At 30.3% G+C, this 16,160-nt stretch carries 13 protein-coding genes; 12 read left to right on the forward strand and 1 reads right to left on the reverse strand.

All coding sequences use genetic code 11. The annotated features are described in order from the left end of the window. Positions 1-183 precede the first annotated feature (183 nt). From TR13x_RS09565 to TR13x_RS09575, 3 genes are all read left to right on the forward strand, one after another. The gene (locus tag TR13x_RS09565; protein WP_054871710.1) at positions 184-696 is read left to right on the forward strand and encodes a thioredoxin family protein; all 513 of its coding nucleotides are present in this window, start codon (positions 184-186) and stop codon (positions 694-696) included. A gap of 53 nt (positions 697-749) precedes the next feature. Beyond that, positions 750-1,979 carry a putative glycoside hydrolase gene (locus TR13x_RS09570; RefSeq protein ID WP_054871711.1) on the forward strand — a complete coding sequence of 410 codons (1,230 nt, stop codon included), beginning with the start codon at positions 750-752 and terminating at the stop codon, positions 1,977-1,979. A 126-nt stretch (positions 1,980-2,105) separates the two neighbouring features. Further along, positions 2,106-4,424 (forward strand): vitamin B12-dependent ribonucleotide reductase, encoded by a 2,319-nt coding sequence (locus tag TR13x_RS09575; protein ID WP_054871712.1) that lies wholly within the window; start codon positions 2,106-2,108, stop codon positions 4,422-4,424. A 36-nt stretch (positions 4,425-4,460) separates the two neighbouring features. Here the strand turns inward: TR13x_RS09575 and hisC are convergent, their stop codons facing one another. Continuing rightward, positions 4,461-5,537: a histidinol-phosphate transaminase gene (hisC, locus tag TR13x_RS09580; protein WP_054871713.1), complete on the reverse strand. Its 1,077-nt coding sequence runs from the start codon at positions 5,535-5,537 to the stop codon at positions 4,461-4,463. A gap of 376 nt (positions 5,538-5,913) precedes the next feature. Between hisC and fusA the strand changes: the two genes are divergently transcribed. The 9 genes from fusA (at position 5,914) to disA (ending at position 16,126) form a co-directional block, all read left to right on the forward strand. Then, positions 5,914-7,989: an elongation factor G gene (fusA, locus tag TR13x_RS09585; protein WP_054871737.1), complete on the forward strand. Its 2,076-nt coding sequence runs from the start codon at positions 5,914-5,916 to the stop codon at positions 7,987-7,989. Between the two features lie 448 nt (positions 7,990-8,437). Next, positions 8,438-8,680, forward strand: coding sequence for a hypothetical protein (locus TR13x_RS09590; RefSeq protein ID WP_054871714.1), 243 nt, complete (start codon positions 8,438-8,440; stop codon positions 8,678-8,680). Next, positions 8,681-8,887 (forward strand): hypothetical protein, encoded by a 207-nt coding sequence (locus tag TR13x_RS09595; protein WP_054871715.1) that lies wholly within the window; start codon positions 8,681-8,683, stop codon positions 8,885-8,887. A gap of 206 nt (positions 8,888-9,093) precedes the next feature. Continuing rightward, positions 9,094-9,552, forward strand: a complete 459-nt coding sequence (locus TR13x_RS09600) for a CtsR family transcriptional regulator (protein ID WP_054871716.1) — start codon at positions 9,094-9,096, stop codon at positions 9,550-9,552. Between the two features lie 19 nt (positions 9,553-9,571). Next, positions 9,572-10,087: a UvrB/UvrC motif-containing protein gene (locus TR13x_RS09605; protein ID WP_054871717.1), complete on the forward strand. Its 516-nt coding sequence runs from the start codon at positions 9,572-9,574 to the stop codon at positions 10,085-10,087. An 11-nt stretch (positions 10,088-10,098) separates the two neighbouring features. Next, positions 10,099-11,124 carry a protein arginine kinase gene (locus TR13x_RS09610; RefSeq protein ID WP_054871718.1) on the forward strand — a complete coding sequence of 342 codons (1,026 nt, stop codon included), beginning with the start codon at positions 10,099-10,101 and terminating at the stop codon, positions 11,122-11,124. 21 nt (positions 11,125-11,145) lie between these two features. Then, complete coding sequence (locus TR13x_RS09615) at positions 11,146-13,572, forward strand: ATP-dependent Clp protease ATP-binding subunit (RefSeq protein ID WP_200905851.1); 2,427 nt, start codon at positions 11,146-11,148, stop codon at positions 13,570-13,572. A 112-nt stretch (positions 13,573-13,684) separates the two neighbouring features. Next, positions 13,685-15,046 carry a DNA repair protein RadA gene (gene radA, locus TR13x_RS09620; RefSeq protein WP_054871720.1) on the forward strand — a complete coding sequence of 454 codons (1,362 nt, stop codon included), beginning with the start codon at positions 13,685-13,687 and terminating at the stop codon, positions 15,044-15,046. Positions 15,047-15,052: 6 nt separating this feature from the next. Further along, positions 15,053-16,126 carry a DNA integrity scanning diadenylate cyclase DisA gene (gene disA, locus TR13x_RS09625; protein ID WP_054871721.1) on the forward strand — a complete coding sequence of 358 codons (1,074 nt, stop codon included), beginning with the start codon at positions 15,053-15,055 and terminating at the stop codon, positions 16,124-16,126. Positions 16,127-16,160: the final 34 nt, after the last annotated feature.

Raw genomic sequence — 16,160 nt, forward strand, 5'->3', positions numbered from 1 at the left:
GGTCGTTGCCGGATTTTTTTATTTTTTTGAAAGAACCTACCACTTAATACAAGTTGTAATTAATTAAAATATATATTATAATTTTGTATATCACCAAATAAAATTTAATAATAAAATCTTTATTTTAAAATATAAAATTATCATTATTTCTTTTGTTTAATCATATAAGGTGGGGGTATATAGATGGATATAAATTGTCTTTATGACCAAGGTGTTTCATTTGATGAGTTTGTAAATAAAGATAAAGATACTTATAGAGAGAAGACTTTGGAAATTCTAAATAAAATTAAATTAAATGATGATTTAATAAATAAAGTAAAGAGTATTGACAAGAAAATAAAAGTTCTTGTTTGTGCTGAAATATGGTGTCCAGATTGTATGATAAATGTACCTGTTTTAGAAAAAATAAGACAATATAATCAGAATATTGATATTTCAATAGTAGAAAAAGATGGGAATGAAGATTTTTTTATTAAATATAGCGAAGAAGATAGAGTGAAAATACCTACTTTTGTATTTTTTGATGAGAATTTTAAAGAACTTGGTAGTTTTGTTGAACATCCGAAAAAGATAAAAGAAATTATATCTAAAGGTAATCAGCCTAATATAATAGTTGCTATGAGAAAATATAGAAAAGGGGAATATGCTGAAGAAACATTAATGGATATATTAGAAATACTGTTGAGGAGTCAATAGACTCCTTTATTTATGAGTACATAAAGATAAATAATTTGAGAAAGGTGAAAAGGATGATAGTAAGAAAAAAGTCATTAGTATTGATAACAGTTATGTTAATGGTTTTTGCTGTATATTTCTTTAATTTCAGTTCTATCGATTATGCTGATGAGGGGAAACCTCAGATTGAAAAAATATCTACTAATTTAGAACTAGAACATATAAATTATTTAATTCAGCCAGCTACAAATTGGGGAGTATATAAAGAAAAAGTTAAAGTAAAGGGAATATATTTAACAGGCAATACTTTGGCTTATGATAAAAGATTTTATAAACTTTTGAATTTAGTAAAAACAACAGAATTAAATGCTATGGTTATAGACGTAAAAGATGATTTAGGGCGTTTAACTTATAAATCTAATGTGGACATGGTTAATGAAATTGGAGCGGACAAGCAGGTTAAGGTAGATAATTTCTATGAAAAAATGTCTATATTAAGAGAAAATAATATTTATCCAATTGCAAGAATTGTTACTTTTAAAGATAGACTTGCAGGTACAAAGAGACCAGACTTAGCTATAAAAACAAAAAATGGAAAAGTATGGAGAGATAATAGTGGGAATGCATGGCTTAATCCATATAATCGAGAGGCTTGGGAGTATCCTATAAAGATAGCTGAGGAAGCTGCTTTAATGGGATTTAAGGAAATACAATTTGATTATGTAAGGTTCCCTACTGATGGCAATAGATCTATTATAGACTATGGAGAAGAGAGTATTGGTAAGACAAAAGCTGAAATAATCGCTGAATTTCTAAAATATGCAAAAAAAAGATTAGAACCTAAAGGAGTATATGTTTCTGCAGATATTTTTGGGTTAGTTACAACAGCAAAAGATGATATGAGAATAGGGCAGCATTTAGAAACTCTAGCTACTAGTGCAGATATATTATGCCCAATGGTTTATCCATCTCATTATGCTCTTGGTTCTTATGGAGTTGCATATCCAGATTCTGAACCGTATAAAATAGTCTATACAAGTTTATCTAGAGCTAAAAAGAGAATAGATAATATAAAAACAGAAGAAACAAAGGCTATTATAAGACCTTGGTTACAAGATTTTTCTGCACCTTGGTTAAAAAATCTTTATGGAGAACATTATATTAATTATGGGCCTGAACAAATAAGAGCTCAAATAAAAGCGGTATATGATGCAGGTCTTGAGGAATGGATATTCTGGAATGCAAGTAATAGATACACAGAAGCAGGCTTTGAAAAAAATACAGATGATACAGTTGATCAGTAGAAGGCTAGAGTAGCTCTAGCCTTTCTTTATGAAATAAATATTTACTTTACACAAGAATTATATAATGCTACAATATATTGTAGCGAACATGCAACATATAACTATATATAGTACGGAGGTGCTTTGATGAATCTTACAGATAATGCTTTGAAAGTACTTGAGAAAAGATATCTTACTAAAGATTCTAAAGGTAATGTTATTGAAACCCCAGATGAAATGTTTAAAAGGGTAGCACATCATATAGCAAAGGCTGATTTGTTATATAATAAGGATAGTGATGTAAAAAGAACAGAAGAAGAATTTTATGATATGATGGTAAATCTTGAATTCTTACCTAATTCACCAACATTAATGAATGCTGGAAAAGAACTAGGACAGCTTTCAGCATGTTTTGTTTTACCTATAGAAGATTCAATGGAAGGGATTTTTGATGCTATTAAAAATGCAGCTTTAATACATAAATCTGGTGGAGGAACGGGTTTTAGTTTTTCAAGATTGAGGGCAAGGGGTTCTACTGTTAAATCAACCGGTGGAGTTGCATCAGGGCCTGTTAGCTTTATGAAAGTTTTTAATTCAGCTACAGAAGCAGTTAAACAGGGGGGCACAAGAAGAGGAGCGAATATGGGTATTCTTAGAATAGATCACCCTGATATATTAGAATTTATAGAATGCAAAAAGGATAACAATGAAATTACTAATTTCAATATTAGTGTAGGTATAACAGAAAAATTTATGGAAGCAGTTGAAAAAGGAGAAGACTATGAGCTTATAGACCCTAATACTAAAGCTGTTAAAGGTAAACTTAATGCTAGAGATGTTTTTAATAAAATAGTTGAAATGGCATGGACTAACGGAGAACCAGGAATAGTTTTTTTAGATAGATTAAATAAATTTAATCCAACTCCTGGCTTAGGTCAAATTGAAAGTACAAATCCGTGTGGCGAGCAGCCATTACTTCCTTATGAATCATGTAATTTAGGTTCTATTAACCTATCTAAAATGATTAAAGAAGGGGCAAATGGATATGAAATTGATTACGAGAAATTGGGCAATATAGTAGATAAGGCTGTTCATTTCTTAGATAATGTTATAGATGTTAACAGATATCCATTACCAGAGATAGAAGAAATGACTAAGAGTACTAGAAAAATTGGATTAGGGGTAATGGGATTTGCAGACCTTTTAATTTGTTTGGGAATTCCTTACAATTCACAAGAAGCAGTAGATTTAGCTGATAATTTAATGAAATTTATTAACGAAAGAGCTACCAAAAAATCTATTGAATTAGCTGAATTAAGAGGAGTTTTTCCTGCATATGATAAAAGTATTTATGTAGAAAAAGGTGTGAAAATTAGAAATGCAACAAGAACTACTATAGCTCCTACTGGAACTATAAGTATTATTGCAGGTGCTAGTAGTGGAATTGAACCTTTGTTTGCTGTATCTTACATTAGAAATGTAATGGATAATGATAAGCTAATAGAAGTGCATCCTTTATTCAAAAATATTGCAAAAAATAGGGGTTTCTATTCTGAAAAACTTATGGAAAGAATAGCTGAGGAAGGCTCTTTAGCTCATATAGATGAAATACCTGAAGATATAAAGAAGGTTTTTGTAACTGCTCATGATATATCACCATTATGGCATGTTAAAATGCAGGCTGCTTTTCAAAACCATGTAGATAATGCCGTATCTAAAACAGTTAACTTTAGAAATGAAGCAACAAAAGAAGATGTAAAAGAAGTATATACTTTAGCATATAAATTAGGGTGCAAGGGTGTAACAATATATAGAGATGGGAGTAGAGCTAATCAGGTTTTAAGTACTGCAAAAGACAAAGAGGAAAATAAAAGAGAACAGAATAAAATAAAAATAAAACCTAGAATGAGACCTGAAATTACAAAAGGTATTACTGAAAAGGTAAGAATAGGATGCGGTAATTTATACATTACAGTTAATTATGATGATAAAGGTATTTGTGAAGTCTTCACTAATCTTGGAAGAGCAGGAGGATGTCCAAGTCAAAGTGAAGCGACAAGTAGACTTATATCTATAGCATTAAGATCAGGCTTAGACGTAAAATCAATTATTGAGCAATTAAAGGGAATAAGATGTCATTCAACATTAAGGCAAAGAGCTACAAATAAAGATATTAAAGTGCTTTCATGCCCTGATGCTATAGGTAAGGCACTAGAAAGGGTAATGAGTACTTATGTTGAAGTTAAAGATCAAGCAGTAAACGATATTGCCTTGGAAATAGAACAAGAAGCAACAAAAATAGATGAACCAATATATACTAATTCACAAAAGATAGATTCTGCAATGGGAGAAATATCAGTTAGTTCAGAAGAAAACAGTGGTATATGTCCTGAATGTGGAAGTAAAGTAGAACATGAAGGTGGATGTATGGTTTGTAGAAGTTGTGGATATTCTAAATGTGGTTAAAAATCAAGCCATTACCTTATTGGTAATGGCTTGATTTTATATAACTTCTTTTAAAAGTTTTATTAATAATTCATTTTGCTCAGGGGTACCTATAGTTATTCTTACCCATGTATCTTTAATAGGTCTAATTATCATGCCTTTCTTTTGAAGCTCTATGAAAACTTCGTTAGTATCACGTTTAACATTAACAAAGATATGATTTGTTTCAGATGGAGCATATTCTAGTCCTAAGTTTTCAAATTCTTTATATAGGTATTCTTTTCCTTGTTTATTTAATTCATAGCTTTTTTTAATAAAATCCTCATCTTCAAGAGCTGCTAATGCAGCAACTTGAGCTAATTTATTTACATTAAATGGCCCTCTAATTTTATTCATATTATGGATTATTTCTTCACTTGCTAGAGCATATCCGATTCTTAATGCAGCTAATCCATATATTTTTGAAAACGTTCTCAAAACAATTAAATTAGGATATTCTTCAAGCAATTTAATGCTATTTCTTGGATAATCATCTCTTGTTACATACTCATTATATGCTTCATCATATACTACAACTACATTATTAGGTACACTTTTTAGAAAATCAAGTAACTTTTCTTCAGTAAACATTGTGCCTGTAGGATTATTCGGATTACATAACCAAATTAATTTTGTTTTATTAGTTATTGCTTTTTTCATACCATCTAAATCATAAGTCCAATCTTTAAGAGGTACTATTACAGGTTTTCCACCCATCATTTTAGTTGTAGTTATGTATCTAGGAAAGGTTAAATCAGCCATTATAACTTCATCATTTTTATTTATAAAAGTTTTTGCTATAATGTCAACCATTTCATCTGAACCACTGCTTGGTAAAATTTGAGTTGTTTTAAGTCCTATTTTTTCTGCAAGAGTTTCTTTTAATAAAGTAGCGTTTCCATCAGGATATAGAGCTAAATTTTCAGCAGCTTTCTTAACAGCTTCTATTGCTTTAGGAGAACATCCTAGTGGGTTTTCGTTAGATGCTAATTTAACTACTTTTTCTAGACCGTATTCTCTTTTTACATCTTCGATAGGCTTTCCTGGTTTGTATGCCTGTAAATCTTTTAGTTCATCTCTAAAAGTTAAAGTCATTTACTACACCCTCCCTGTAAAATAATTAAAGTTCTATCAATTTTAATTATAACATATAAAATGAGCAAAATCTTTGATATTAAAATTGATCAAAAGATTTAATATAATTTACTATTTTTATGAAAAAATTTAGAATAGAAATAACATTATTGGACATATTTTTAATAGAAAAAAATCTTTGATTTAAATAATATAAGATCGCTTTTGCCTATATTTATAAACCGAAATTATATTTAAAATTATTCATAAATAAGGAAATATAATTTCGTATGAATTAGAAAAAAATTAATGATTAAAAAGGATTTTGTTGTATATCGTAGAATATTATTAATAATCAGAAAATTAAAAAAACAGAAAATTGAGGGGGAAAATGGCTATGAATGTGTATGGGACCGATAAAATCAGAAATATTGCTTTACTAGGTCACGGAGGGAGTGGAAAAACAACTTTAACTGAAGCAATGCTTTTTACAACAGGGGTTATTAAGAGAATAGGACGTGTAGAAGATGGTAGTACTGTATCTGACTTTGATAAAGAAGAAAAAGATAGACAAATTTCTATTAACACATCTTTAATACCTATAGAATGGAAAGGACATAAATTAAATTTATTAGATACTCCGGGATATTTTGATTTTGTTGGGGAAGTAAAAAGTGCTTTAGCTGTTGCTGGTGGAGCAGTTATATTAGTTGATGCATCATCAGGTATTGAGGTTGGAACAGAAAAGGCATGGAAGTATATTAGAGAAGCTAAGAAGCCCGCTTTTATATTTATTAATAAGATGGATAAGGAAAATGCTAATTTTGATAAGGTAATTAATCAATTGAGAGAAAAATTTGGTAAAGCAGTTGTACCTTTTGAAGTACCTTTAGGAGAAAAGGAAGACTTTAAAGGTCTTATAAATATAGTTGATATGAAAGCTAGAAAATATGATGAAAAGGAAATAAAATGCTTTGATGTAGATGTTCCTGATGGACTTGAAGATAAAATACAGCCTCTAAGAGAAATGTTAATTGAGTCAGTAGCTGAAAGTGACGAAACGTTATTAGAAAAATATTTTGAAGGTGAAGAGTTTACTGATGAAGAAATACATAAAGGACTAAGAACTGGAGTTTTAAATGGAGATTTAATACCTGTTTTATGTGGTTCAGCTACAAAAAATATAGGTGTACAGACTTTAATGGATATGATTTGGGATTACTTACCGTCACCTAATGACGTTGAGATAAATACAGGTATCAATCCTGATACTGGAGAGACAATCGAAAGAAAATTAGATGCAGGAGAACCATTTTCAGCATTAGTATTTAAGACAATTGCAGACCCTTATGTAGGTAAGATTTCACTATTTAAAGTATTATCTGGAGAAATTCATAAAGATGATGAAGTACTTAATACTACACAAGATACTAAGTTTAAAATGGGTAATATATTTGTTTTAAGAGGCAAAGAACAAATTGAAGTAAACAAACTAGTAGCAGGAGATATTGGTGCAGTTGCTAAGTTAAATAATACTTATACAGGCGATACATTATGCAGCAAAGACAGTCCTATAAAGTATCCAGGTATAGAGTTTCCAGAACCTTTATTGTTCTTAGCTGTAGAGCCTAAGTCTCAAGGTGATGAAGATAAGATGGGTTCTGGTTTGCATAGATTGACTGAAGAGGATCCTACTTTCAAAGTTTTTTACAATAAAGAAACTAAGCAGACACTTTTAGGTGGCCAAGGAGATATGCATTTAAGTGTTATAATAAATAAGCTTAAAGATAAATTTGGTGTTGAAGTTGAATTGAAAGATCCAAAGATTCCATATAGAGAGACTATAAAAGGAAGAGCTGAAGCTGAAGGTAAGCATAAAAAACAAACTGGTGGTCATGGTCAATATGGTCATGTTTTCATCAGATTTGAACCAAGTCAAGAAGAATTTGAATTTAATGAAGAGATTTTTGGAGGTGCTGTGCCAAAACAATATATACCAGCAGTTGAAAAAGGACTTAAAGAATGTATTGAGTCTGGTGTTTTAGCTGGTTATCCTGTAGTTAATATTAAAGCAACTCTTTATGATGGTTCTTATCATACTGTCGATTCATCAGAGATGGCTTTCAAAATGGCTACAGCGATAGCGTTCAAAAAAGGTATACAAGCAGCAAATCCAGTTTTATTAGAACCAATTATGAAAGTTGAAGTACTTGTACCAGAAGAATATATGGGAGATATCATGGGAGACCTTAATAAAAGACGAGGTAGAATTTTGGGTATGGAGCCACAAAAAGACGGTACACAATTAGTAATAGCAGAAGTTCCACAGGCAGAAATGTTTAAATATGCTATAGATTTAAAATCAATGACTCAAGCAAGAGCTAGTTTTAAAATGGAATTTGCAAGATATGAAGAAGTGCCACCACATCTAAGTGAAAAAATTATTGAAGAAGCTAAAGCTGAACAGCAATAAAAAATGGATATTTAACAAAAATTTTGAAACACCCGCATAATGCGGGTGTTTTTTCTAAATATAGTGTAGTATAAATGATTTCTTTATACAAAAAATATTAATATAAGAGCTTGTTGACAAAGCAAATCATATATGAAAATAACGCTCATGCGAAAGAATTTAGAAAAAACTAAAGGCTCAAATTTTTTGAAAATCCTAACGCACCTAATCAAGACGTCCTGTCTTGTAGGATGCTGGCTTAGCGTCCTGCTAAGCCCACGGATTTTCTTCAAAATTTTCACCTAGTTTTTTAACTAAATTCTTTCAAGCATTCACTTTTATTTTCATAAATATTTAAAAAGATAAGTTTGTCAACAGTCTGTATTAATATAAGTTAGTTTTTACTAAGTATTTTAATATTAGTTTATTAAAATTTATTCAATTAATAATATTAGTAGGAGGATACAATTTGGCTGATTATTATATAAATTTTGATAGAGAGCTAGGTTTAAATAGTATTACTAAACTACTAAATACTATTGGTGAAATTAATGAAAATGATGAATTAATAGTAACTATGGACAGTAATGATGCTATGCAGTCAAGGTTTATAAGAGAAGCTTTAGAAAATAATGGATTTGAGGTTTTACCAAAAGGAGATCATACCGGAAAGAAATATAAATTAATAGCTCACAGAAAGAAAGGAGATTAGATGAGTACAAATAGAGATTATAATAAAAATAGATCAGGTTTAGAGTATCAGAGAAAAATAGATATATATAAAAAAGATGATGAAATTGAGTCAATGCTTGTAGATAAAACTGCTTATGGTGAGTGGATGGCGACAACTTTTGGATGGGCAGGTTTTGAAGAACAAAATAGAGCTGTGAATCGTATTGAAGATATAACTAAATATTAAATTTATTGAAGGTCAATCGCTTAGATTGACCTATAATTTTGAAAAAAATGAAGTAATATTTAGTAATTACTACATAAATTAAAATAATGAATAATAATTCTAATATATGAGCAAGAAAAAGATAATACTAATGTTGAAATATATGGAATTAAGATAGTAAAATATTAATGAAAGACAAAGAAAGTCAAAGTCAAAGAGGTGATATAATGTCAAGACTGAGTGACATTATAGAGGAATTTATTAAAAAGCTTTTAGAAGAAACTGATAATGAAACTATTGAAATACAGAGAAATGAATTAGCTCAATATTTCAACTGTGCTCCATCTCAAATAAACTATGTTTTAGCAACGAGATTTACTCAAGATAAAGGGTATTATATAGAAAGTAAAAGAGGTGGAGGAGGGTATATTAAAATAATTAAACTAAATATTAATAATGATAGTTACATTAGGAATCTTATAGTAAATACTATAGGTAACTCTATTACTAAAATGAGAGCTTATAGGTTGATAGATACGTTCGTTGAAAAAGGATTTATAACAAATCGAGAAGCTGATTTAATGAAATCTGCTTTAAGTGATAGGGCTTTAGGAATTGTACCAAAGTTTAAAAATGAATTGAGAGCAAGTATACTTAAAGATATGCTTCTTATGCTAATAGAATGATGAGAAAAGGAGGGGTTTTATGCTTTGTGATGATTGCGGAAAAAGAGAAGCGACTATGCATTTTACAAAAATTATAAATGGTAATGTAACAGAACTTCATTTATGTGAGGAATGTGCTAAAAATCATAAGGAATTTGAATTTGATACATCTTTTTCAATACACAATTTTCTAACAGGACTTTTAGACTTAGATAATGTACAGGAAAATCCTTTTAAAATAGATTATATTACAGGTACAAAATGTGAAAGATGCGGTTTAACTTATAGTAAGTTTAGGCAGACAGGTAAGTTTGGATGCAGTAATTGTTATAACTCATTTAAGGAAAAACTAATACCTCTATTTAAAAGAATACATGGACAGGGAAATCATATAGGTAAAGTTCCTAGAAGAGCTGGTGGGGTGATAAGGATTAAAAAAGAAATTAGTAGACTCAAGAACCAGCTAGAAATTGCAGTACGAAATGAAGAGTACGAAAAAGCAGCTCAAATAAGGGATCAAATTAGAGAGCTTCAAGCTCAAATAGATACAAAGTAGAGGTGATTAGGATGGCTAAATGGTTACAAGGAAGTAATAAAAAGAATGATATAGTGGTTAGTACTAGAATTAGACTGGCACGAAATATTGAAGATTTTCTATTTCCACAAATGATGGATACAGAAAGTGCTAATAAAGTGATAGATAGAATAAGAAGTTCAATAATTGAAAGCAATACAATCTTATCAAGAGAATTTGATTTTTTTAGGATTAAAGATATTCCACCTTTAGAAAGACAGATTTTTGTAGAAAAACATCTTATTAGTCCAGAATTGATTGCTAAGCCTGAAAAAAGTGCATTTTTACTAAGAAAAGATGAAAAAGTAACAGTAATGATAAATGAAGAAGACCATATAAGAATACAGGTTTTACTTCCTAGCTTAGGGCTAGAAGAAAGTTGGGACTTATGTAGTAAAATTGATGACATTATAGAAGAAAATGTAAAGTACGCTTTTGATGAAAAATTAGGATATTTAACTTCATGTCCAACTAATGTAGGAACTGGAATGAGAGCTTCAGTTATGCTGCATCTTCCTAGTTTAGTAATGACTGGTCATATAAATAAAGTACTTCAGGCTGTAAATCAGATAGGTCTTACTGTAAGAGGATTATATGGTGAAGGAACTGATGCATTAGGCAATCTATTCCAAATTTCTAATCAAACAACCTTAGGCGAAACTGAAGAGGAAATTATTGAAAAGCTGAAAAAAATTGTTCTTCAGATTATTGATCGAGAAAAAGAATCGAGGCAAAGACTGATTAATACAAAAAGAATAGAAGTAGAAGATATTGTATATAGATCTTTAGGAATATTAAAAAATTCAAGAATAATAACATCAAAAGAATCTATGAAATTATTGTCAGATGTAAGAATGGGTATAGAAATGGGTATTATTAATGATATAGATTTAGACAAGATTAATAACTTGATGATCTTGTCACAACCAGCTAGTATTCAAAAATATTCAGGTAAAGAATTAAATGCTAAAGAAAGAGATATAAAAAGAGCTGAAATGATTAGAGAATATTTAAAATAGTAGGAGGTGTATAGTATGGCTATGTTTGGAAGATTTACAGAAAGAGCACAAAAAGTAATATTATACGCTCAGGAAGAGGCTAAACAGCTTAAACATAATTATGTAGGTACAGAACATTTACTTCTTGGATTAATAAAAGAAGGAGAAGGAATAGCAGCAAAGGCACTTACAAATCTTGGCGTTGATTTAGATAAAGTAAGACAGCAAATAATTAATTTAATTGGATATGGAAATGAAGAAGGTGAATTACTAGGATTTACTCCTAGAACAAAAAGAGTTTTTGAATTAAGCCTTATGGAAGCTAAAAGTTTAGGACATAACTATATAGGAACAGAACACATATTATTAGGATTAATTAAAGAAGGCGAAGGGGTAGCGGCTACTATATTAAAGGAAGTAGGCATAGATTTATCAAAGGCTAGAGAAGAGATACTCAATATGCTAGATAATTCATTTAATAGACATGGGCAAAAAATAAATCATAGAGGCAATGTAAAGACACCTAATTTGGATAAGTATGGTAGAGATTTAACTAAATTAGCACAGGAAGAAAAATTAGACCCAGTTATTGGGCGTGATAAAGAAATAGAAAGAGTTATACAAGTATTAAGTAGAAGAACTAAAAATAACCCATGCCTAATCGGAGAGCCTGGTGTAGGAAAGACAGCTATAGTAGAAGGGTTAGCACAGAAGATAGTTGAAGGTAATGTTCCAGAAATATTAAAAAATAAGAAAGTTGTAACTTTAGATTTGGCATCAATGGTTGCTGGTGCTAAATATAGAGGAGAATTTGAAGATAGACTTAAAAAAGTAATGGAAGAGATAAGGAAATCAGGAGACATAATTCTGTTTATAGATGAAATGCATACAATTATTGGAGCTGGAGCTGCTGAAGGTGCAATAGATGCATCGAATATTTTAAAGCCAGCTTTAGCCAGAGGTGAATTACAAGCTATAGGAGCAACTACTTTAGATGAATATAGAAAACATATTGAAAAGGACCCTGCTTTAGAGAGAAGATTTCAGCCTATTATAGTAGAAGAACCGACAATTGAGAATACAATTAAGATTCTTGAAGGTTTAAGAGATAAATATGAAGCTCATCATAGAGTAAAGATAACAGATGAAGCTATAAAAGCGGCTGCAGAACTATCTAGCCGATATATTACAGATAGATTTTTACCAGATAAAGCAATCGATTTAATAGACGAAGCGGCTTCAAGAGTTAGATTACAGTCTATTACTGCACCACCAGATTTAAATGAGCTTGAAAAGAAGCTAGAAGAATTATATCAAGAAAAGGAAGAAGCAATAAGTACTCAAAACTTTGAGAAAGCTGCAAAATTAAGAGATGAAGAAAAGAAAATAAAAGAAGAATTAGAAAGAAGAAAAGAAGAATGGAGACATGAAAAACAATCAAAATCAACAGAAGTAGGATATGAAGAAATAGCACAGGTAGTTTCAAGTTGGACTGGAATACCAGTTAAAAAGTTAGCTGAAGAAGAGTCTGAAAGATTACTTAAAATGGAAGAAATACTACATCAAAGAGTGGTAGGTCAAGAGCAAGCTGTTAAAGCTGTATCAAATGCAATAAGAAGAGCTAGAGTAGGTCTTAAGGATCCTAATAGACCAATAGGTTCATTTATATTCTTAGGTCCTACAGGTGTTGGAAAAACAGAGTTATCAAAAGCGTTAGCTGAAGCTTTATTTGGTGATGAAAATGCAATGATTAGAGTTGATATGTCTGAATATATGGAAAAGCATTCTGTATCAAAGCTAGTAGGTTCACCTCCAGGATATGTAGGATATGAAGAAGGTGGGCAGCTAACTGAAAAAGTAAGAAGAAAACCTTATTCAGTAATATTATTTGATGAGATTGAAAAAGCTCATCCAGATGTATTTAACATTCTATTACAACTTTTAGATGATGGTAGATTAACTGATGCAAAAGGTAGGGTAGTAGATTTTAAAAACACTGTTATTATAATGACTTCAAATGTTGGTGCGAGTACAATTAAAAGACAAAAAACTTTAGGATTTGCAGTTCAAAAAGACCAGGAAAAAGAAGAATACGAAAAAATGAAAGAAAACATTATGGATGAGTTAAGAAAGTCATTTAGACCTGAGTTCTTGAATAGAATAGATGAAGTTATTGTTTTCCATTCACTAAATGAAGAACATATTAAACAAATAGTAGATTTAATGATTAAAGATTTAGAAAAAAGACTTAAAGCTTTAAATGTAAATATTAAAGTTACAGAAAAAGCTAAAGATTATTTAGCTAAAGAAGGTTATGACCCAACTTATGGAGCAAGACCTCTTAAGAGAAGTATAAGAAAATTGATTGAAGATAAATTATCAGAGGAGATATTAAAAGGAAATATTTCTAAAAACGATAATATTGTAGTAGATTTTGATGGTGAAAAATTGACTTTTAATAAAGAGTAAGGAAGGATAGTTTTTTCCTTCCTTTTTCTTTTGTTGCTAATATTTAAATAATATACTATAATTGTTTAAAAAATAGTAAATAATTAAAATGAGAGATTTAGGAGGTTTTTTAGTGGCTAAAATAAAAACTAAATTTATTTGTCAGGAATGTGGGTATGAAACTCCTAAATGGCTTGGTAAATGCCCTTCCTGTGGACAATGGAATACTTTTGCTGAAGAAATTTATGAAAAAAGTGCTCAAACTAAAGTATTAGAAATTAGTACTTCCAAAGTTCAAAAATTAAAAGAAGTTGAAATAAGAAATGAAGATAGAACCTCTACATATATAAAAGAATTCGATAGAGTATTGGGCGGAGGAATTGTAAAGGGTTCACTAATATTGGTTGGAGGAGATCCTGGAATTGGTAAATCAACTTTATTAATACAGACTGCAAATAATATCTCACTTAAAGGGTATAAAGTATTATATGTATCAGGAGAAGAATCAGCAAAGCAAATTAAGATTAGAGCAAGTAGATTAGGAATTAGTGGAGAAGATTTATTTATATTAGCAGAAACTAATATAGAAATAGTTTTAAATGTAATAAAAGATATTCAGCCACAAGTACTTATTATAGATTCTATCCAAACAGTTTATACTCCTAATATATCTTCTGCTCCAGGAAGTGTAAGTCAAGTTAGAGAAATATCATCTATGCTTATGAAAGTTGCTAAAGAAAGAGAAATAGCTACTTTTATAGTAGGGCATGTTACTAAATCTGGTGCAATAGCTGGCCCTAGAGTTTTAGAACATATGGTTGATACAGTTTTATATTTTGAAGGGGAGCGTCACCATACTTATAGAGTTTTAAGAGCGGTAAAAAACAGATTTGGTTCAACAAATGAGATAGGAATATTCGAAATGCGAGATTTAGGATTAGTAGAAGTAAAAAACCCTTCTGAAATGCTTTTGTCAGGTAGGCCTATTAATGCATCAGGAAATGTTGTAATTCCTAGTATAGAAGGAACCAGACCAATGCTTATAGAAATGCAGGCTTTAGTAAGTTATACTGCTTTTGGTATGCCGAGAAGGATTGCAACAGGAGTTGACTATAATAGAGTTATACTGATGATAGCTATTTTAGAAAAAAAGATAGGTTTAGAACTAAATAATATGGATGCATATATTAATGTAACGGGAGGTATTCAAATAAAAGAACCGGCAGCTGATTTAGGAATAATTTGTGCACTAGCATCAAGCTTTAAAGATGTTGAGATTGATTCAAAAACTGTAGTTATGGGAGAGGTTGGATTAGCTGGCGAGCTAAGGAGTATTTCATTTATAGATAAGCGAATTAACGAAGCTGGTAAGTTAGGATTTAAGACGGCAATTATACCTGAATCAAACCTAAAGGGTTTAAATATTAAAACTGATATGAATATAATTGGAGTAAGTAATATACGTGATGCGTTGGATATATGTTTAGGAGGTTAATTTGATATGAGAGAAGAAAATGTTAAAAATATTGAAATATTCGAATCGCTAAAAATATTAGCTCCAGGAACGCCTTTGAGAGAAGGGTTAGAGAATATAGTTAGAGCTAAAACAGGAGCATTAATAGTAGTAGGAGATAGTGATGAAGTTTTGAGTATAGTAGATGGTGGGTTTAATATAAATAGTGATTTTACACCTGCTCATCTATATGAGTTAGCTAAAATGGATGGTGCGATTATTATTAGTCATGATATAAAAAAAATACTTTATGCCAATGCACAGTTAATGCCAGATCCATTTATAGCTTCAAAAGAGACAGGTATAAGGCATAGAACAGCAGAAAGAGTTGCTAAACAGACTAATGAATTAGTTATTTCTATATCACAGAGGAGAAATATTATTACATTATATAAAGGCAATTATAAATATGTATTAAAAGATGTAAGTGAAATACTTTCTAAAGCTAATCAAGCTATTCAGACATTAGAAAAGTATAAGTTAGTATTAGATCAGACTATGACTAATTTGAGTGCACTTGAGTTTGAAAATTTGGTAACAGTATATGACGTAGCTATAGTACTTCAAAGGACCGAAATGGTAATGAGAATTGTTAAAGAGATTGATAAGTATATATTAGAACTAGGAAACGAAGGTAGACTAATTAGTATGCAGTTAGAAGAGTTAACAGGAGATGTTGAAGAAGATGGTATAAATATAATAAAAGATTATATAGTTGAAGGATTAGACTTTGAAGAAGTAAAAAAATCTATAAGTAGTTTAACTTCAGAAGAGCTATTGGATTTAACTAACATTGCTAAGATACTTGGATACGAGGGAGGCATCAATTCTTTAGATATAAATATATTTCCTAAGGGATACAGGATTTTAAGTAAAATTCCTCGTCTTCCTTATAATGTACTAGAAAATGTTATAGATATGTTTGGTTCTTTTCAAGAAATACTCAGAGCTTCAATTTCAGATTTAGATAAAGTAGAGGGTATAGGAGAGGTAAGAGCTAGAGCTATTAAGGAAGGGTTAAGAAGAGTACAAGAACAATCACTTTTAGATAGACATATTTAGAAAGGCTAACAGCTACCGGTTATCAGCAAACAGC

It is taken from the genome of Caloranaerobacter sp. TR13, assembly GCF_001316435.1.
Taxonomy (GTDB): Bacteria; Bacillota; Clostridia; order Tissierellales; family Thermohalobacteraceae; genus Caloranaerobacter.